Genomic DNA, 18496 nt, shown 5'->3' with positions numbered 1-18496 from the left:
ATTGAGAACTTATGGTTGCATTAATGCAGGCAGAAGAAGCGCCATCAGTGGGATCTGTTGACCATTTTCAAAGACTAAGTTCCCCTCTTTTAGCTCGGCTTGAATCTGATAGCCTTGCTCAGTTTCCTGAATTAGCTCCATTACCATTGCCTCATCAATACCTTGCTTGATAAATGGGTACTCGGTAACCAGTCCACTAGAGAAGAAAGTATTTAGGTCACCTGTTAGCGCTGGCAAAATCATCGCAGGATTTTGAGTCACATTATCTGTCCCTTCTGGCACAGTAATCTTCCATTTAGACTCAAACTCGCTCTCTTCACTCAACTTAACGGCCATCTTATTCATCGCTAGATAGAAGCCATTCGAAAATAGGCTCTCTACGTAAGGAACTGCCGCTTCAATATCAGCGTTGGTTGGCATCGGATTGTTTTGGTACAAGTTCACTAGGTGCTCAAACGCCGCACTATCAAGATCACCAAAAGACAAGTCAATCGATACGCTATCAACATCACCGTCCGCTGTCAGGAGATCGTTCAGCTCAACAACATGCTGACTGCTCACTGTTTTTGCGACCTCGTCAAACGAACTCATAAAGGTATATTTACTGTTAGATAAACCAAATAATGGAACCTGTGTGGTATCGATAATCGACGTTTCAGCGATTTGGATGGTTTGCTCTCCAATCCAAAAGCTGTTCATTTTTTTACCTTCACCTAGACCAGTCAGGCCAGACAGCAAGACTTTTTCACCCGAATTGAAATCCACCTCTACAGACGGAACGTTTAAGTCGTAAGTGATATCACCAAGAACGCTAATGTGTCCCTTTAATGTCGAAGCCGTAACAGAAACAATCGCACCGCCTTCACCTTCTGTTACTTGATTCCAATTATCCAACGTCAGTTCATAATCCGTGTTGCCATTGAGCTGAGTTTGAGTAAGCAGAGTCAGCGGAAATTCCGGCATGTTTTCCATCACTGAAACAGCGCTAAGGCTCATCAGCCCGTGGCTCACGTCACTATTCACTGTAATTTCAGAAGGTAACCCATCAATTGCCAGTTGCTCTGCCATTTCAGCATCAAGCACCGTGTAACGTGTTTTGACCGTCGAAGAGAGGTAACCACGATCATACTCGACAACTTCTGCGCGAACAGACTCGTTAGTTAAATGGTTAACGCCATCTTGAATGACTAATTGTCCTATTTGGCCAACAGCCAGCGGCCAACATAACGCAAGCGTAATAGCACCACCAATGGCGCCGATTTTTTTCAATTCCATGGTTCTTAATTCTTATAAACGATTTCGTTCAGTCTACACGAAAAAACATTGAGATAAATCAGTGTATTGGCTTTCTACCAAAATCAACAAAGAATCTCATACACAGCTCCCATTAACCTCGCGCCAACCTTGGTACAGTGAATAACGAGAATGTTTAAAGTGTAGCCTAGATGTGAATCAGTTTTCCGTACTCTGCATAGATAGCAATCCAATCAGTATCGAACAAATTCAACGCGAGCTTGCGCCACTTGCTGCTAAGTTTGACCTGCATTTTGTCGAAACGATTGAAGATGCACACGCCGAGCTCGCCTTTTGTATAGAGCGAAATCGCACTATTGCCCTTGTCATTGCTAGCCATCATGAGCAATTCAATGGGGCAGAGTTTTTGGTGCAACTGGATAAAAATGCCGAGACTCAACGGGCTCGAAAGGTACTAATCAGCTGTGGCCAAGATATCCAAGCCATATTATCGGCCGTCAATGAAGGTCGACTTGATCACTGCTTAACCAAACCGTTGCAGGACAAGCTTGTTCTCCAGACTGTACAAAAAGAGCTCACCACGTTTGTGCTCGAACATGACCGTGATAACCTGCTGTCTTACAGCTTAATACTCGACCAGCATCGATTACTTCGCGCTCACATCGATCAAAAGATGCGTCACTATCGAGAAGGCTTCATTACCGATCATCACTCTCTGAGCGACCAACAACTCGCAGAGCAAGTCACCAGCGCCCTGCTCGATTTCTTTGCCGGTGAAGATGAAACACGTGCGATACGCACTTACTCTTCAGAACATCTACTCACGACCGAAGGTACCGAAAACCAGTTCCTGTGGTTTATCACCAAAGGGACCGTAGCCTTATACAAAAAAGATGAGATTGGGAATCAAAGAGAAGTCGTGCGCCACACACAAGGCAATATTGTCGGGGGGATGTCGTTTGTCACTGGAGAGCCTTCATTTTCAACGGCCATTACACTCACTCCTACCGAGGTTATCAAAGTAGATAGAAACGTTTTTGCCAAAGTGATGCACTCCAACACAAGTCTGCTCCCTCTATTTACCAACCTTTTGCTTCGCCACTTTAATCGTCGTCTTCAACGCAGTATCGATACAAAGCTTGAGCTGCAAAAGACCCTCGAATCTCTCGAAGATGCCCACCAGCAACTCATCGAACGAGAGAAAATGGCGGTGCTTGGTCAGCTCGTTGCCGGTGTAGCGCATGAGCTCAATAACCCTATCGCTGCCATTCTTAGAAGCACCGAGACACTGACTAATAAAATACAAAATCTGGTTCACGAACGTTCTCTCGAACAAGTCGGCGCTGACGGCCTCTCTTGTTTACAACTCGGTTTGACTCAGAGGCCCCGCTCAACTGCGCAAGAAAGGGAGCTCACCAATGAAGTGATGAAAGAGGTCACTGACCGTCGGCTGGCGAAAAAGCTCGTTAAACTCAACCTTGAACGAAAGTCAAAGTGGCATAGTGATATCGCCCTAGAGCCAGAGCTGACTTCTGAAAAACTTGATCGCCTTGAAGATTATTACCTAGCTGGTTCCACCTTACGATCTATCAATGTTTGTGCTGGCCGCATAGCCGATATGGTCAAGAGCTTAAAAGGCTACTCTCGAGCAGACGATGAGCGTTTTAGAGTCACAGACATACATGAAGGCATCGAAGATACCTTGGTTATCTTTGAAAATAAGCTCAAGTTTCACCAGGTCGAGCGCAGCTACGGCGAACTTCCTGCGCTACAATGCCAACCCATTGCGCTTCAGCAGGTATGGACAAATTTGATTTCCAATGCCATCGATGCATTTCCTGACAAAGGTATATTGTCCATTACAACTAAGGTTGCATTACGCGATCACAGAGACTGGGCACTCATTACCTTTGAAGATAATGGCGCAGGTATCCCTTCCTCTATCAAAGACAAAGTATTTTCTCTTAACTTTACGACTAAAAAAGAGGGTAACTTCGGACTCGGCATAGGTCTCTCGATCTGTCAGCAAATCATCCACCAGCATGGCGGCCATATTGAGGTTGAGTCTGAAACAGATCAATTCACGAGAATGTCCGTTTGGTTGCCCATCACACAGCCCACAGAAGAATAAGGAGCTCCTATGAACAAGTACCTCATATTATGTGTCGACGACGAACGAGAAGTATTAGATAGCGTCATTCAAGATCTCGATTGTTTTGAAGAGCACTTTCTTCTAGAAGCGGCAGAATCCGTACAAGAGGCTAAAGCGTTAATCAAAGAGTCACTGCAACAAGACATAAAATTGGCACTGATCGTTTGTGATCACATTATGCCAGAACAAACGGGCATTCAATTTCTTATTGAACTCAATGAAGATCATCAAACTCGAACAGCACGTAAACTGCTTTTGACTGGCCAAGCTGGCTTAGAAGACACCGTAGAGGCGGTCAATCACTCCAGTCTCGATTTTTACATTGCCAAACCATGGCGAGGAGACCAATTGAGAACCGTGGTAAAGCAGCAGCTAACCACTTACGTTATCAACAATGAGAAAAATCTCATGCCTTGGGCATCAATCTTAGATACAGAGAAAATTTTCGATGCCGTCGCACAAAATAAACTCGAATTTGGTGAATAGGTATACAGCGATTGGCACATGACTTGCTTTGGTATATAAATAACGACAAAACAATGACATTTCTGTAGTGGCTCCCGCTATGATGCATTATCATGTCGTACTTAACGTCATGGCGCCCGTCGCTTAAGACCAAGGAAATTCACAAGATATAGGTTTATCGTCAATATGCGTAAAACAATCTTAGCTGCAGCACTCGTGCTAGCATCGGGTCAATCTTTTGCTCAAAATGATCCAAACAGCCCTGCTGTAATGAGCAACTTCAGTTATGACTACCTAGAAGCTCGTATCGGTGCAAGCCCAGTCACTTTTGGTGCTGCAATGAGCAAATCTATTCACCCTAACGCACATATCATCGGTCGTATCGATTCAGAGTTTGAAGGCGATTATGATGCTGCGGCAGGTTTCGGTTTCCATGCTCCAATTAACAACTGGGCAGACTTCACTGGCGAAATGCTCCTGCGTCTAAACGATGACGGTGCTGCTCGTGGTACTGAAACAGGTATGGAACTGAATTTAGGTATTCGCCAATGGTTAGGTCCACAACTTGAAGTGGGTGGTAAAGGCGGTTACGTTTCAATTGATGATAACGACGATTGGATTGGTTCTGCTTACGTTCGTTTCCACTCAACCGAACTGTTCTCTATCGGTGGTGAAGCTCGAATCAACGACTTTTACGGTGATCAGTTAATGTTCACTACGCGCTTTAAGTTCTAATACCAATCAGGATCAGCGTTTCGAGAATACAAAAAAACCGAGGTTAGTCCTCGGTTTTTTTATGCAAGTCCATTTGCACTGAGCAGTTAATTTTAGTGGCAATTTGCCAATAGTTGACGCTTGCGTGGTTCTTGAATAAGTTTCCAGTGAATGCCTTCAATAGCACCTGCGAATTTCCACAATAACTTCACGTCTACATCACTGCCATAAGCCTGTTTAACTCGGCTAAATACAGCAGGAGCACCTAACTGAAGGAACGTATCCACATCATCAACGCCGGCCTTTTTCACCATGCGCTCAAGCGTCAATTGCATATTCGGTAGATCGCGTAGACGACGATTCGCCGATGAACGTTTGAACTCACGCTGAGACACTGAAAAGTTAATAGATTGCTCTAATAGCTCATCCAAACGATCGTGTTTACCAACAAACAGTGCAGTAATGTCATAATAATTTACTGTTGCTGTCGTTTGCTTTTTAACGTGACGGTATTTTTCGCACCCCAGTTCAGACAACTCACCATCGAGTTTGTCACCACCGCGAATAAACACCTTGTCTGCACTGATCAGTGCGAACATCGCCTCATCTTTGAACAGACCTGTTCCACCAAACATTGAACGTTTCTGGAACTCACCAAATTTTGTTACGTATCGAATAAAAAGTTGCTCTGTCATATCCATTGATCCTTAATCTAAAACCCCGATTAGTTATGATCACCAGATAGCAGCAGTTATAAGCGAAAAAATTAAAATCACACTCAAACCGTTAAGTATTTGTGTATGTAGCTTGAGTGAAAGTAAGTGTTATAAATCATAGTTAACGAAACAAAATAAGTCTGTGCATTTGTCACACTGATCGCATTCAACAAGTATCATACTGGGACACAAGTCACATCTTAATACTTTATCGCACCCCAGTTCGCTATTTTTAAGACTTGATAAAATGTTACGAAAAATATCAATAAAGGCTAAGCAATAACTTGCTCATACTCATCAGAAAGCATTACACTTAAATTCAGAAAACGTTACACTGTATAAAGTTACCTTACTTTTAAATTTGTATGAATCACCTATCTTTTTACTGGTTACCTGAAAACAACGAGCTTCTTCTAAAAGGTATCGAATCAGAATTCTTTAGTTTGATAGAGCACTCAGTAAAGTCTCGTTCAATCTCTCTTCCACCAATCCCAGAGGTGGTATTAAAGATTCAACAAGCGTGTACTGAGGAATCCACAACGATCTCTGATGTCGCCGACCTACTGCTATCCGACCCTGGATTAACAGCGATTGTTATTCGAGTTGCGAATTCGGTTATCTTCAATCGCCGAAACATCACCTGTACAGACCTATTTACCGCGGTATCACGACTGGGAATTTTCCGCGTCCGTGACATCGTGACTGCTCAGGCCATTGAACAGCTTAAACACTCGGTTAACTTAAGCCACTCATGTAATGCAATGCTTGTTCACAGTGCCGCGACTTCACGAGAGCTCGCCGCAACGATGGTACTCGTCACTCGAGGATTTAAAGAATCAGCCCAACCTCAATACGCCAATTTGGAGACAGACAAAGCTCTCCTTTGTGGACTGCTTGCTGATATTGGCCTGTTCTGTTTGATCAACGAGTACCACTCTTACATAGAGCAAGGGAACTACCTCGATGAAGATATCGCTCAACAAATCTTTGTCCGACAATGTTCTAAAGCGAGTAAATTGGTTCTCGATAGTTGGGGGTTCGATGATGATTTCATTGCAGTCGCGGGAAACGAAGCACTCGCAGGATCTGAACAACACGCAGTGACTTATCTAGACGTCGCTCGAATCGCGAATCACATTCTGATGTACCGCCGTCAAGATGAAAAACTAGATGAACATTCTGTAGAAATTGACGTGGAAGGTGCTGATATACTGTACAAACTCACCAATTTAAGTGATATTGAGTTTGATACACAGATCAACGACTTAATCAGTGCCAGTGGGTTATAGCCGCCAAGGTTAAGAAACCCAGAACAGGATGTGACATGTTTTCAGGGATGATATTTATCTTTGCCCCGCTTGTGGTGGGGTATCTAATTTCTATTTCCAAAAAATCAACGCTTGATACGATCAACGTAACGACTTCTAACCTTATTTACGTCATTCTTTCTTTGATGGGATTAAGCTTAGCGGGGCTTGATAATCTTGGTCAAAACCTACAGCTTATCTTAAAGACGACGGCAGTATTCTTTATCTGCTTGAGTTTAGCGAACCTCGCTGTTCTGCCACTCATTGATAAATTCATGCCGATTCAGACAGATTCATCGAACACTAAGTTGCCTCTTTCTTCTATGGCGATGGAATCAGCAAAACTCATTTTGGTCGTGGGTAGTGGTTTGATCGTCGGTCTTGCTCTGCCGTTTGATTTAAGCTGGGTAGACACCGCAAGTGAATGGATCCTCTTTTTACTGCTGTTCTTTATCGGTATTCAGCTGCGTAACAGCGGCTTAACTCTGCGTCAGATTCTGTTGAATAAACATGGAATGGTCATTGCTGTGGTCATTATTGCGAGCTCGATGGTCGGCGGCATTATCTCTGCACTTATCCTCAATATCGATATCTACCGCGGACTTGCTATGGCTTCAGGCTTTGGCTGGTACTCACTGGCGGGAATCTTAATGGGTGACGCATTTGGCCCAGTTTATGGTGGCGCGTCATTTATGATAGAGCTTCTAAGAGAGCTTGTTGCCTTGATCTTGATTCCACTCTTTATTCGAACCAAGCCATGTACCTCAATTGGCTACGCCGGCGCAACCGCAATGGACTTTACTCTACCTGTAATTCAAACCACAGGCGGCGTACGTTGTGTACCGATTGCAATTGTCAGTGGTTTCATTTTGAGCCTACTTGTACCTGTTTTAATGCTTTTCTTTGTCTCACTTGCAGGCTAGATCTCAGGAATCATCAAGGAATTTCTCTATTATTAGGCGCTTGTTAGCCCAACTTATTTAGAAGATGCTAAATAAGGCATAATTAAAATGTACCTCTGAGCAAACACGGTCTGGTACGATAAAAACAATCTTCAAAAGGAATCATTATGAAACGCATGATCGTTGCCCTGCTGCTAGGCGCTACTTCTACCTTTGCTGCCGCAGCCGATAACACTTGTCTTTCACAAAAATATGACGCGTACATTGATGCATCTCTACATTGGTACGAAGACTTATCAAACCTAACTGCCGACCAGTATCCTGAACTTAAAGAAGTTAGCGAATGGTTCCTAGAAGGTCGTAAGAATCACTTTGAACTAAATCGTGCTGCGGTTCACTATTACCTAACTGAAGATCAAACCAAAGTGGCGACTGCTCAACCTGTAGAAGCATGGCTGCAGTTAGAGCAAAAAGACATTAAAGTGCTCGCTTCACGCAGCGACGAACTAGGTCAATTGGCGCAAGCAACTTTTAGTGACCGTCAATCTAAGCCACACGAAAAGAACTACGAACTTCGTTCTGCGTTTGCAGACCTATTAAGTCACCCAACTAAAATTGATGCTGCGCTTCAACGCTACAATGCATCAATTAAAGAACTAGAAGCGATCGCTTGTAAATAAACACTCACCTTTTAGGGGTATTAAGCGCGAACGGATAACTTCGCCTTATAAAATCTAAGATTCGATAATTAAGACGGGACATTGTTCCCGTTTTCGTTTAGATTGTCCCGCTGCAACAAAAATGATTAGAGCAATGTAGCTGTATGATATCGGAACATAAAACGGCTGATGTAAGTTTCGAGAGCTTACTCCGAATCTTCACGGTCCCTGAAGGACCAGACTCAACGCTAACCAAAATTGAAGAAGAGCTGTCACGCAACTTGAATAAGTTTTTGCGTGAGCACATCGTCGCAGAAGAAAAACCTTTACGAGAAATCGAGAAAGACTTTTCTCGTGCGTCGATTCCCGAACAGCCCGAGTTCGTTTCGGAACATACCCAACATTTGCTCGATACGCTCGTTTCGCACTCCGTTCATACATCTGCTCCTAGCTTCATAGGCCACATGACATCGGCACTGCCTTACTTTTTGATGCCACTGTCTAAGATCATGATCGCGCTAAACCAAAACTTGGTGAAGATCGAAACGTCTAAAGCGTTCACTCCCCTTGAGCGTCAAGTTCTTGGCATGTTACATCGACTGACTTATGGCCAAGATGATGCGTTCTACTCTAAATGGATGCATAGTGCGAACCACTCGTTAGGCGCTTTCTGTTCGGGTGGGACCATCGCCAACATCACTGCATTATGGGTGGCTCGCAATAACGCGCTAAAGGCACAAGGTTCTTTTAAGGGCGTAGAGAAAGAAGGCCTTTTCAAAGCGATGAAGCATTACGGCTACGAAGGGTTGGCTGTTCTTGTATCAGAGCGTGGTCACTACTCACTTAAAAAAGCCGCAGATGTATTGGGTATAGGTCAAGAAGGCCTGGTTGCAGTAAAGACTGACAACAACAACCGCATCTGTCCAGAGTCACTGCAAAAACGCATCACTGAACTCAAAGCGCAAAACATCAAGCCGTTCGCGGTCATCGGTGTCGCTGGGACAACGGAAACCGGTAATATCGATCCACTGGCTGAGATTGCTCAGATTTGTCAGCAAGAAGATTGCCACTTCCATGTGGATGCCGCTTGGGGTGGTGCAACGTTGATGTCCAATAACTATCGTCATCTTCTAAACGGTGTCGAACTGGCCGACTCAGTAACCATCGATGCTCATAAACAGCTTTATATTCCAATGGGCGCAGGCATGGTGTTGTTTAAACAGCCCGATGCGATGAAATCTATTGAGCACCATGCACAATATATCTTGCGTAGAGGGTCTAAAGACTTAGGGAGCCACACCCTTGAGGGATCTCGATCTGGTATGGCGATGTTGGTTTATGCCGCCATGCACATTATCAGTCGTCCTGGTTATGAACTCCTGATCGATCAAAGCATTGAAAAAGCGAAATTCTTCGCCAATCATATTGAACAACAAGACGACTTTGAATTAGTGTCAGAGCCCGAACTTTGCTTGCTAACATACCGCTATGTGCCAAAACATATTCAGCAAGCGCTTGCTCTTTCCAAAGGAAAACAAACTGAGAAGCTTAACGAATTACTCAACGAGCTAACCAAGTTTATTCAAAAGCGTCAGCGCGAAACAGGTAAATCATTTGTCTCTCGCACTCGCTTAAATCCGAAACGTTGGGGCAGACTTAACACCATCGTATTCCGCGTTGTATTGGCGAACCCACTGACTAGCTGCGATATATTAAGCGCAGTATTAGAAGAGCAAAAAGAGATTGCAAAGCAGGCGCCAAACCTAATGGCGAAGATAGACAGCTTAGCCGCTGAGATTACTCAAAACGCTTAAGTAAACTGAAACTTTCTTTCTGCAAAAATGTAATTTCTCTATCATAGACAGCCTCAGAGTTTAAATTTAGAACGATGCAGAAGCGAATTCTGTAGTTTAACCAAAATTTTGTTTGAGGCTTGTCATATATTAGCCAATTGCCTAGTAGAAAAATTCCCGTAAACCTTTGGCTTAGGTTTATACTGGCAACAAGGCGCTGGATTGCACTTACCCTTTTGGGAAACAGTTTGTTTCCTGTCTCTACTTTCGGGTATATCCAGTGAGTTGTTCTCTATACCCTCGTGAACACTATGAACACATTAGAAAAAATTCAAAAAAATCTAGAAAACTTTAGTAAGTCTGAGCGCAAAGTTGCCGAAGTTATTATGGCTTCGCCTCAAACTGCTATCCATTCTAGTATTGCTACACTGGCTAAAATGGCCGATGTAAGTGAGCCTACTGTTAACCGCTTTTGCCGACGCTTGGATACTAAGGGTTTCCCTGACTTTAAACTTCACCTAGCGCAAAGTCTTGCCAACGGTACACCTTATGTGAATCGTAATGTTGAAGAAGATGATGGTCCTGATGCATACACGCACAAGATCTTCGAATCGACAATGGCTTGCCTAGATGTTGCTAAAAACAGTCTAGATGCAATGCAAGTTAACCGCGCTGTTGATCTCCTTACTCAAGCCAAACGTATCTCGTTTTTCGGTTTGGGGGCTTCATCAGCAGTTGCAAAAGACGCGCAGAACAAGTTTATTCGCTTTAATATTCCTATCACTTGTTTTGAAGACATCGTAATGCAACGCATGAGCTGCATTAACTGTACGGATAACGACGTGATCGTACTTATCTCTCATACAGGCCGAACTAAGAGCCAAGTAGAGATTGCGAACCTTGCTCGCGAAAATGGTGCAACAGTCATCGCGATTACCGCAAAGGACTCACCGCTTGATAAAGCAAGTTCACTGTCTATTTCTTTAGACGTACCAGAAGATACTGATGTTTACATGCCAATGGCGAGTCGTGTTGTACAAATGACGGTTATTGATGTGCTAGCAACAGGCTTTACCCTTCGCCGGGGTACTGGCTTTAGAGAAAACTTAAAGCGCGTTAAAGATGTACTTAAAGATTCTCGCTACGACAAGTTGTCGCAGTTCTAAGTAAAAAACGGAGCATTAACGCTCCGTTTTTTATTGCTTTTCACTAATCTAGCTATTTTGGTATCGGCTTTCGTCTTCTATATCGCCACTCTCGACCATGTCTACTTGCGTTGTCACATGACCTAACGTTTTCTGATGACACTCTCCACCACACTGACAAACCTGCTCAAGAATGTAGATCAATCTCTCTTCAGTGAGTGGTAATGGATTTCCTTTTATCGCAACCGACTTGAGTGTATCTTCAGCGACTTGCTCAAAAGAGGTCGAACATACGCCAAATTCATCTAAAGCAGGTATGTCTAGTTTATCGAGCATCATGCGAACCCAAAGTACTGAGTCCTCACGATGAGCATTCACCCGACCAGTCAATACTTGAGCTAACCTAGTGTATCGATGAAGTAGATCATTACGCCCTGCCCTATGCGCAGCGTTGATATTTTCACTCATGACATACGGTGCAAGCCTTGCAGTAATCACACTATGCGGTGCATTAAGTTTTCCTCCTAATGCTGACGCTAACCCATGCGCAGCGCCTAACTTGGCATTCGTAATTGCCATACCGCCGAGCATCGCTGCAAAAGAGATATCCGCTCGCGCTTTATGATCGTCTTGCATACAAGCCGCAATCACCGATTGAGATAACCTTCTAAGTCCTTCTTCGCATATCATGTCGGTCAAAGGGTTTGGCTCACCACAAACGTACGCTTCCATCAAATGAGTAAAAGCATCCATGGCGCCGCGACCTGACACGTAGGGATCAGTGCCATAGGTTAACGTCGGGTCAACAATCGCAACATCCGCGAGCATCTCAGGGCTACGAAGGCTAACTTTAACTTGGTCTTGCCCGGATCGTAGAACCGCATTCTTGGTTACTTCAGAGCCTGTACTTGCTGTAGTTGGGATGGCAATAAATGGGATGGGTTTAGATTTCAGCGGAACGCTGCGGCCGACCACTTCTACGTAGTCATAAACGTCGCCTTGGTTTGGGATTATCGCGGCAAGCGCCTTCCCCATGTCCAATACGCTTCCCCCTCCCATAGCGACAACCATATCAGGTTGAAATTTTCGCCCCGCGAGTGCGGTTTCTTCAACCATAGTAATGTTTGGCTCACCACTGATGGCAACATGCTGATAGCGCATATTCTGTAGCTTCAGGTACTGGATGACTGGATTTGCCCGTTGTAGATTTTTTCCCGTTACGAGCAACACGCTATAGCCGAACTGGTTCAATGTCGAGAGTGAAGATTGAAGTGCGCCCTCGCCAAAAATGATTCGGGTAGAGGTCATAAATTGAAACATGCCTGACGTACTCCTTTACTAAATTTATCCTTTCTTTAGCTTGCACTTCTGGAGAAAAAATAAACATGACAGAGTGCAACTTGTGAAAAATAACCGCATAAAAAATAGGACTTTCGCGACCTATGCCACTCCATTATTTTAGGCTATTGAGACAGAATTCCGTAAACTGCGCACAAAAATTCAGCGATAGATTTTACCTATCGAAGCAAGAGGCAAATGGCGCTTTATTTCCTCCAATGAATCGGGCATAGTTGCAGGTAACAAATTATAGGAGAAAGAAATATGTTCGTAGTTATCTTTGGTCGCCCAGCTTGTCCTTTCTGTGTTCGTGCAAAAGAGCACGCTGAAACACTGAAAGCAAAACGCGATGATTTCAACTACCGTTACGTAGATATCCACGCTGAAGGTATCTCTAAAGCTGACCTAGAAAAAACAGTAGGCAAGCCAGTAGAAACTGTTCCACAAATCTTCGTTGATCAAGAGCACATCGGTGGCTGTGACGACTTTGAAGCGTACGCGAAAGAGCACCTAGGTCTGTTCGACGAGTAATCGCAAAGAATTTAAAAAAAACCGCTTCTCGTAAGCGGTTTTTTTACGTCTGACACTTAGTCCTAGAGCATTTTTTGATATCAAGTCAACTAATCGTAAATTCTTAAAAATTTCACTTATCTTTTTGCAATATTCAGATACAATCCGCACACTTATCTTACCCTCTGGCACCAATACAAGACTTGCCCGTGAACATTGACGTCGTACTTTTGCTCGAACAAAACCCTATCCTCTTGATTTTCGTAGTCTTAGCGATCGGCTTAGGCATCGGAAAAATTCGCTTTGGCAATCTACAACTTGGTAACTCAATTGGCGTGCTTATTACCTCGCTTGTTATGGGCCACCTTGGTTTTACTTTCAATGCAGACGCGTTAACCATCGGCTTTATGCTGTTTATCTACTGTGTCGGGATAGAAGCAGGTCCGAACTTTTTTGGTATTTTCTTCAGAGACGGTAAGCATTATTTCATTCTAAGCATGGTCGTACTATCGACCGCACTCTGTATCACCTACTTTGCTAGCCACCATTTAGGGTTAGACTTTGGATTGTCTGCGGGGATGATGGCGGGAGCGTTGACTTCAACACCTGTACTTGTAGGTGCGCAAGATGCGTTGAATTCCGGGCTCGCAACGACACCACGCAACATGGATTTTAGCCAAGTCATTGAAAACCTCTCTGTAGGTTATGCCATGGCGTACCTAATTGGCTTGATCAGTATGATCATGTTCGCCAAGTTGTTGCCTAAATTGCAAAAGCAAAACCTTTCAGACTCAGCTCAGCAAATAGCACAAGAGCGCGGCTTGGGTAGCTCAGGTCAAAGAAAGGTCTACCTACCAATTATTCGTGCATACCGCGTTGGCCAAGAACTTATCGATTGGATTGATGGTAAGAACCTTCGCGAACTGGGTATCTACCGCCAAACAGGCTGCTACATCGAACGAGTTCGTCGTAATGGTATTTTGGCCCACCCTGATGGCGACGCTATTTTGCAGCAAGGCGATGAGATTGCTCTAGTGGGTTTCCCTGACAGTCACGCTCGATTGGACCCAAGTTTTAGAAACGGTAAAGAAGTCTTCGACCGTAACTTGCTCGACTTACGCATCGTCGAAGAAGAGATCGTCGTAAAGAGCGATTCGATTGCAGGTAAACGACTGTCCGATTTAAACCTGTCAGAATATGGCTGTTTCTTGAACCGTGTTGTTCGAGCACAAATTGAAATGCCGATGGACCTAGATATCGTCTTGGCGAAAGGTGACGTCCTTCAAGTAAGTGGCGAGAAGAGCCGTGTTCACGGACTGGCTGAGAAAATTGGTTTCATCTCTATCCATAGTCAGATGGCCGATCTACTCGCGTTTTGCAGCTTCTTTATTCTGGGCATCATGTTCGGCCTGATCACCATGACATTCGGTCAAGTCTCATTTGGATTAGGTAACGCTGTAGGTCTTCTATTATCGGGCATTACGCTTGGCTTCTTAAGAGCAAACCACCCCACCTTCGGTTACGTGCCTCAAGGCGCGCTGAATATGGTCAAAGATTTGGGTCTGATGTTCTTTATGGTCGGAATCGGTCTAAGTGCAGGTGGAAAGATGTTTGAACACCTCACACAAGTCGGTGTGCAAGTCATTGGGCTCTCGTTTGTGATAAGTGTCGTCCCGGTCGTGCTTGCTTACTTAGTGGGTGCTCACGTATTGAAGATGAACCGCGCCCTATTGTTTGGTGCGATTATCGGTGCGCGTACTTGTGCACCAGCAATGGATATTGTGAACGACTACGCTAAATCAACCATTCCTGCACTGGGTTACGCGGGTACTTATGCGATAGCTAATATCCTGATGACTCTCGCCGGTACTGTACTCATTATTTTGAGTTAGACTCACAATCTCATCCAATAAAAAAGGCTTCCGATTGGAAGCCTTTTTTATATTTCTCATATTGAGCTCTATTAGCTAAGCGGTCGCATGTAAGCCAGGAAACGTTTCTCTGCCAACTTGAACACGCCCAAAATGATAAACGTTAGAGCCATATAGAACAGACCCGCTGTCAGGAATGATTCAAATGGCGCGTAGTATCGAGAGTTAACTAAGCGTGCCGCACCCGTCAGATCTAAGATGGTTACGATACCCGCAACCGCACTGCCGTGAAGCATAAAGATAACTTCATTGCTGTAAACTGGTAGTGCACGACGCAGTGCACTTGGCAATATAATACGGCGGTAGGTCATGAACGTTCCCATACCGTATGCTTTTGCTGCCTCTACCTCACCCTTAGGCAAGCCATTGATTGCACCACGTACGATTTCTGCCGTATAAGCAGATGTGTTTAACACAAAAGCCACCAGCGCACAGAACCATGCGTTTTCCCATAAGGTGTCCTTCACTGGGAAGAACTGGTCCATACCGTAATAGATCAAATAAAGCTGAACAAGCAGTGGTGTGCCACGGAAAAAGTAGATAAACGCCCAGCTAGGTCCGTTCAAAAGGTAATTTGTGCTGTTTCGAGCAACGCCCAGCGGAATCGCGACAAACAGGCCGATAATCAGGGCTGCACCAACAAGCCAAACCGTTGTCCAAAGGCCATCTAAATAGATAGGAAGGCTTTCAATAATCAATGAAAAGTCCATTCTTTACCTCGCATGAATACTAAATTTACGTTCAACCATTTTGAGTACACCCGTTGAAACGCTAGTAAAGAACAAGAAGATTAGTGCGACCGCCATGTAGAAGGTAAATGGCATTTTAGTTGAACCTGCCGCCAGTGCGCTCACGCGAACCATATCTTCTAGACCGATGATGGAAACAAGTGCAGTCGTTTTTAAAAGTACTAGCCAGTTGTTACCAAAACCCGGTAAAGCGTGACGAATCATTTGCGGAAGCAGAATACGACGGAACGCCAAAAATGGACTCATTCCATATGCTTTTGCTGCCTCAAGCTCGCCTCTATCGACAGCCATAATAGCTCCACGGAAGGTCTCGGCCATGTAGGCACCAAAGATAAATCCGATGGTTAAGACGCCAGCAACAAAAGGGCTCACGTCAATGTAGTCTGGTAAGTACGAAGTCCACTCATGATTTGGATTGCTGGACGCAAACCATTCATTCAGTGATTCATTGATGGAATAAAGGCTGTTGTTAAGAAGAATTTGTCCACCAAAGAAAATCAGCATCATGAGGACTAAGTCAGGTATACCGCGAATGACTGTGGTGTATAACGTCGCGATCATTCTTGCCCAACGGTACGGAGCAAGCTTTGCAAGTGCACCAAGCATACCTAAAATCATTGCCACGAGTAGTGACAGCAGTGCAACCTCGATGGTTACTACGGCCCCTTTCAATATAGAGGCTTCATATCCTTGTAAATCCAGCATAGGTAAGTTCCTGATCCCTAAACCTTATAAAACTTGGCCGTTGGTTATACTCCTAGGAACAAAAACCAACGGCCATTTACTACGCCTGATTACTGACCGTAAACGTCGTAGTTAAAGTATTTTGATGCGATCTCTTGGTAAACGCCTTTGTCACGTAGAGAAAGGATAGCAGCATCTAACTTCTTAGTTAGGTCTTTATCTTGCTTACGAACAGCAATACCAAAACCTTCACCGAACCACTTAGGGTCAGTTAGTGATGGGCCAACGAACTCGTACGCTTCACCACCCGCTTTGTTCAGTACACCTTCTTCAAGAGCAGATGCATCACCAAGTACAGCGGCTACACGACCGTTAGCAAGATCTAGGTAAGCTTCATCGAAAGAGCCGTAACGAACGATGTCTACTTTGTCACCGTAGTTATCTGTTAGGTACTTGTCGTGAGTCGTTGCGCGCTGAACAGCAATTTTTTGACCCGCTAGGTTGTCAAAATCTAGGTTTGCGCCTTTTTTAGCGATGAACTTGTTAGGGATAAGAGCGTATTTGCCCGTAAAGTCGATTTTCTTCTTACGCTCTTCTGTAATAGACATTGCAGCGATGATAGCGTCGTATTTACGCGCAAGTAGTGAAGGAATAATACCGTCCCAGTCTTGAGGTACGATCTTACATTTCACTTGCATCTCTTCACAAAGCGCGTTTGCCATGTCGACATCAAAGCCTTTAAGAGAGCCATCTGCTTCAGTCCAGCTAAATGGAGGGTAAGCACCTTCGATGCCAAAGCGAACTGTTTTCCATTCCTTCGCTTGAGCGACACCTGTAACTGCCGTAGCTGCTAATGTTGCTGCTAATAACCACTTTTTCATTTCCATACTCCTGATATGTGATTTTTATGTACTTATTGTTGTGTTTGCCAAAAGGCAATTAGTAAATTGATGAGATAAATTGCTGTAAACGCTCAGAATCTGGGTTAGTAAAGAGTTTAGACGGATTCCCCTGTTCTTCCACTAATCCTTGATGAAGGAACATTACATGGTTAGAGACATCACGCGCGAAGGCCATTTCGTGAGTTACCACCAACATGGTACGTCCTTCTTCTGCCAAATCTCTCATAACCCCTAGGACTTCCCCAACGAGTTCTGGATCAAGCGCTGAAGTAGGTTCATCAAAAAGCATCACCTCTGGATCAACCGCTAACGCTCGGGCAATGGCCGCTCGTTGTTGCTGACCACCGGACAAGTGCCCTGGGTAGTAATCTTTTCTTTCGTAAAGGCCAACTTTCTTTAGCAACAGCTCAGCATTTTCGATAGCTTGAGCTCGTGGGACGCCAAGAACGTGAATCGGTGCTTCAATAACGTTCTCTAAGACCGTCATATGTGACCATAGGTTGAAGCCTTGAAAAACCATCGCTAAGCGAGAACGGATTCGCTGAACTTGCTTCTCATTGGCAGGTACCGCCTCTCCTTGGCGATTATTTTTCATTTGAATCAATTCACCATTAACCCAAATTTCGCCGGCAGTCGGAGTTTCAAGAAGGTTGACACATCGCAGGAAAGTACTTTTACCTGAACCAGATGAGCCAATGATAGAGATTACATCACCTTTGTGAGCTTCAAGGGAAATGCCTTTAAGAACTTCATTTTGACCAAATGTTTTGTGTAAGTCTTTAATGTCCAGCGCTGGTACATCTTTCATGCGCTTTTGCTCCCTGTCTTTATGTTAACCAAGTGAATGTTAGTATTGATATCTTGGTCGTCTGCTGGGTTCCACCCATAATTTCGGTACAAATTAGCACTACACAGCCCAACATGCAACAAATCATTAACCTACAAACCCGCAATATACAGTCACATAATATGACTAAAAATGCTTAATATAGAGAAATACTCTTACATTCACGCATAAAACACATAGAACACAATATATAAACACGCACAGTGTTATTAACATTTTTATAAAAACAAGATCTAACTCACCCAATTTGTCAGACGCTTAATACGCATCAAATTTGCTAACAAAAATGTTTTATTATTAACCTCACAATTTGAAAGTTTATTTCAGCTCTATCTGAATGTTATTGCGACGTCGCCCAGTCGTTGTGTAGTTTTCTTTCACAACCTTTCATAAAGTGATCTAAATCAATCACTCTTTAGGGTTAGCAC

Annotated in this window: 17 protein-coding genes; 10 read left to right on the top strand and 7 right to left on the bottom strand. The window is 44.1% G+C overall.

Translation table 11 applies throughout. From position 1 onward, the window contains the following. Positions 1-9 precede the first annotated feature (9 nt). Positions 10-1275 (bottom strand): DUF945 family protein, encoded by a 1266-nt coding sequence (locus tag F0231_RS12095; protein ID WP_171759987.1) that lies wholly within the window; start codon positions 1273-1275, stop codon positions 10-12. Between the two features lie 172 nt (positions 1276-1447). Between F0231_RS12095 and F0231_RS12090 the strand changes: the two genes are divergently transcribed. From F0231_RS12090 to F0231_RS12080, 3 genes are all read left to right on the top strand, one after another. Continuing rightward, on the top strand, positions 1448-3385 hold the full coding sequence (locus tag F0231_RS12090) for an ATP-binding protein (protein ID WP_171759986.1): 1938 nt from the start codon (positions 1448-1450) through the stop codon (positions 3383-3385). A 9-nt stretch (positions 3386-3394) separates the two neighbouring features. Next, complete coding sequence (locus F0231_RS12085; protein WP_171759985.1) at positions 3395-3892, top strand: response regulator; 498 nt, start codon at positions 3395-3397, stop codon at positions 3890-3892. A 165-nt stretch (positions 3893-4057) separates the two neighbouring features. Then, the gene (locus F0231_RS12080; protein ID WP_171759984.1) at positions 4058-4606 is read left to right on the top strand and encodes a hypothetical protein; all 549 of its coding nucleotides are present in this window, start codon (positions 4058-4060) and stop codon (positions 4604-4606) included. 92 nt (positions 4607-4698) lie between these two features. On the opposite strand, the gene F0231_RS12075 is transcribed toward F0231_RS12080, so the two are convergent. Further along, positions 4699-5286: a TfoX/Sxy family DNA transformation protein gene (locus F0231_RS12075; protein WP_171759983.1), complete on the bottom strand. Its 588-nt coding sequence runs from the start codon at positions 5284-5286 to the stop codon at positions 4699-4701. Between the two features lie 380 nt (positions 5287-5666). On the opposite strand from F0231_RS12075, the gene F0231_RS12070 reads away from it, so the two are divergent. From F0231_RS12070 to F0231_RS12050, 5 genes are all read left to right on the top strand, one after another. Beyond that, on the top strand, positions 5667-6590 hold the full coding sequence (locus F0231_RS12070) for an HDOD domain-containing protein (RefSeq protein ID WP_171759982.1): 924 nt from the start codon (positions 5667-5669) through the stop codon (positions 6588-6590). A 35-nt stretch (positions 6591-6625) separates the two neighbouring features. Then, positions 6626-7531 (top strand): lysine exporter LysO family protein, encoded by a 906-nt coding sequence (locus tag F0231_RS12065; RefSeq protein WP_171759981.1) that lies wholly within the window; start codon positions 6626-6628, stop codon positions 7529-7531. A 146-nt stretch (positions 7532-7677) separates the two neighbouring features. Further along, positions 7678-8190: a hypothetical protein gene (locus F0231_RS12060; RefSeq protein WP_171759980.1), complete on the top strand. Its 513-nt coding sequence runs from the start codon at positions 7678-7680 to the stop codon at positions 8188-8190. A gap of 143 nt (positions 8191-8333) precedes the next feature. After that, positions 8334-9983 (top strand): pyridoxal-dependent aspartate 1-decarboxylase PanP, encoded by a 1650-nt coding sequence (gene panP / locus F0231_RS12055; RefSeq protein WP_171759979.1) that lies wholly within the window; start codon positions 8334-8336, stop codon positions 9981-9983. A 290-nt stretch (positions 9984-10273) separates the two neighbouring features. Continuing rightward, complete coding sequence (locus tag F0231_RS12050; RefSeq protein WP_171759978.1) at positions 10274-11128, top strand: MurR/RpiR family transcriptional regulator; 855 nt, start codon at positions 10274-10276, stop codon at positions 11126-11128. Between the two features lie 48 nt (positions 11129-11176). On the opposite strand, the gene F0231_RS12045 is transcribed toward F0231_RS12050, so the two are convergent. After that, positions 11177-12427, bottom strand: coding sequence for an iron-containing alcohol dehydrogenase (locus F0231_RS12045; RefSeq protein WP_171759977.1), 1251 nt, complete (start codon positions 12425-12427; stop codon positions 11177-11179). A gap of 282 nt (positions 12428-12709) precedes the next feature. On the opposite strand from F0231_RS12045, the gene F0231_RS12040 reads away from it, so the two are divergent. Both F0231_RS12040 and F0231_RS12035 read left to right on the top strand, forming a co-directional pair. Further along, positions 12710-12976 (top strand): GrxA family glutaredoxin, encoded by a 267-nt coding sequence (locus tag F0231_RS12040; RefSeq protein ID WP_065740392.1) that lies wholly within the window; start codon positions 12710-12712, stop codon positions 12974-12976. A gap of 188 nt (positions 12977-13164) precedes the next feature. Further along, positions 13165-14847: an aspartate:alanine antiporter gene (locus tag F0231_RS12035; protein ID WP_171759976.1), complete on the top strand. Its 1683-nt coding sequence runs from the start codon at positions 13165-13167 to the stop codon at positions 14845-14847. A gap of 71 nt (positions 14848-14918) precedes the next feature. Here the strand turns inward: F0231_RS12035 and F0231_RS12030 are convergent, their stop codons facing one another. From F0231_RS12030 to F0231_RS12015, 4 genes are all read right to left on the bottom strand, one after another. Next, positions 14919-15596 (bottom strand): ABC transporter permease, encoded by a 678-nt coding sequence (locus F0231_RS12030; RefSeq protein WP_171759975.1) that lies wholly within the window; start codon positions 15594-15596, stop codon positions 14919-14921. A 3-nt stretch (positions 15597-15599) separates the two neighbouring features. After that, entirely contained in the window at positions 15600-16340 is a 741-nt protein-coding gene (locus F0231_RS12025; RefSeq protein ID WP_171759974.1) for an ABC transporter permease, read from the bottom strand. Between the two features lie 89 nt (positions 16341-16429). Continuing rightward, positions 16430-17200 carry an ABC transporter substrate-binding protein gene (locus F0231_RS12020; RefSeq protein WP_171759973.1) on the bottom strand — a complete coding sequence of 257 codons (771 nt, stop codon included), beginning with the start codon at positions 17198-17200 and terminating at the stop codon, positions 16430-16432. A gap of 58 nt (positions 17201-17258) precedes the next feature. Continuing rightward, on the bottom strand, positions 17259-18029 hold the full coding sequence (locus F0231_RS12015; protein ID WP_171759972.1) for an ABC transporter ATP-binding protein: 771 nt from the start codon (positions 18027-18029) through the stop codon (positions 17259-17261). Between the last annotated feature and the right edge of the window lie 467 nt (positions 18030-18496).

Origin of the sequence: Vibrio sp. RE86, assembly GCF_013114545.1 — a bacterium.
Taxonomy (GTDB): Bacteria; Pseudomonadota; Gammaproteobacteria; order Enterobacterales; family Vibrionaceae; genus Vibrio.
The sequence above is the reverse complement of the archived record's forward strand: the minus strand, read 5'-3'. Positions and strand labels throughout refer to the sequence as shown.

Excerpts from the sequence above, each read along its gene's own strand:
- F0231_RS12065 (WP_171759981.1), top strand. The coding sequence starts at position 6,626 with ATGTTTTCAGGGATGATATTTATCTTTGCCCCGCTTGTGGTGGGGTAT.
- F0231_RS12060 (WP_171759980.1), top strand. The coding sequence starts at position 7,678 with ATGAAACGCATGATCGTTGCCCTGCTGCTAGGCGCTACTTCTACCTTT.
- F0231_RS12045 (WP_171759977.1), bottom strand. The coding sequence starts at position 12,427 with ATGTTTCAATTTATGACCTCTACCCGAATCATTTTTGGCGAGGGCGCA.
- F0231_RS12030 (WP_171759975.1), bottom strand. The coding sequence starts at position 15,596 with ATGGACTTTTCATTGATTATTGAAAGCCTTCCTATCTATTTAGATGGC.
- F0231_RS12075 (WP_171759983.1), bottom strand. The coding sequence starts at position 5,286 with ATGGATATGACAGAGCAACTTTTTATTCGATACGTAACAAAATTTGGT.
- F0231_RS12085 (WP_171759985.1), top strand. The coding sequence starts at position 3,395 with ATGAACAAGTACCTCATATTATGTGTCGACGACGAACGAGAAGTATTA.
- panP (WP_171759979.1), top strand. The coding sequence starts at position 8,334 with ATGATATCGGAACATAAAACGGCTGATGTAAGTTTCGAGAGCTTACTC.
- F0231_RS12025 (WP_171759974.1), bottom strand. The coding sequence starts at position 16,340 with ATGCTGGATTTACAAGGATATGAAGCCTCTATATTGAAAGGGGCCGTA.
- F0231_RS12080 (WP_171759984.1), top strand. The coding sequence starts at position 4,058 with ATGCGTAAAACAATCTTAGCTGCAGCACTCGTGCTAGCATCGGGTCAA.
- F0231_RS12040 (WP_065740392.1), top strand. The coding sequence starts at position 12,710 with ATGTTCGTAGTTATCTTTGGTCGCCCAGCTTGTCCTTTCTGTGTTCGT.
- F0231_RS12050 (WP_171759978.1), top strand. The coding sequence starts at position 10,274 with ATGAACACATTAGAAAAAATTCAAAAAAATCTAGAAAACTTTAGTAAG.
- F0231_RS12015 (WP_171759972.1), bottom strand. The coding sequence starts at position 18,029 with ATGAAAGATGTACCAGCGCTGGACATTAAAGACTTACACAAAACATTT.
- F0231_RS12070 (WP_171759982.1), top strand. The coding sequence starts at position 5,667 with ATGAATCACCTATCTTTTTACTGGTTACCTGAAAACAACGAGCTTCTT.
- F0231_RS12020 (WP_171759973.1), bottom strand. The coding sequence starts at position 17,200 with ATGAAAAAGTGGTTATTAGCAGCAACATTAGCAGCTACGGCAGTTACA.
- F0231_RS12095 (WP_171759987.1), bottom strand. The coding sequence starts at position 1,275 with ATGGAATTGAAAAAAATCGGCGCCATTGGTGGTGCTATTACGCTTGCG.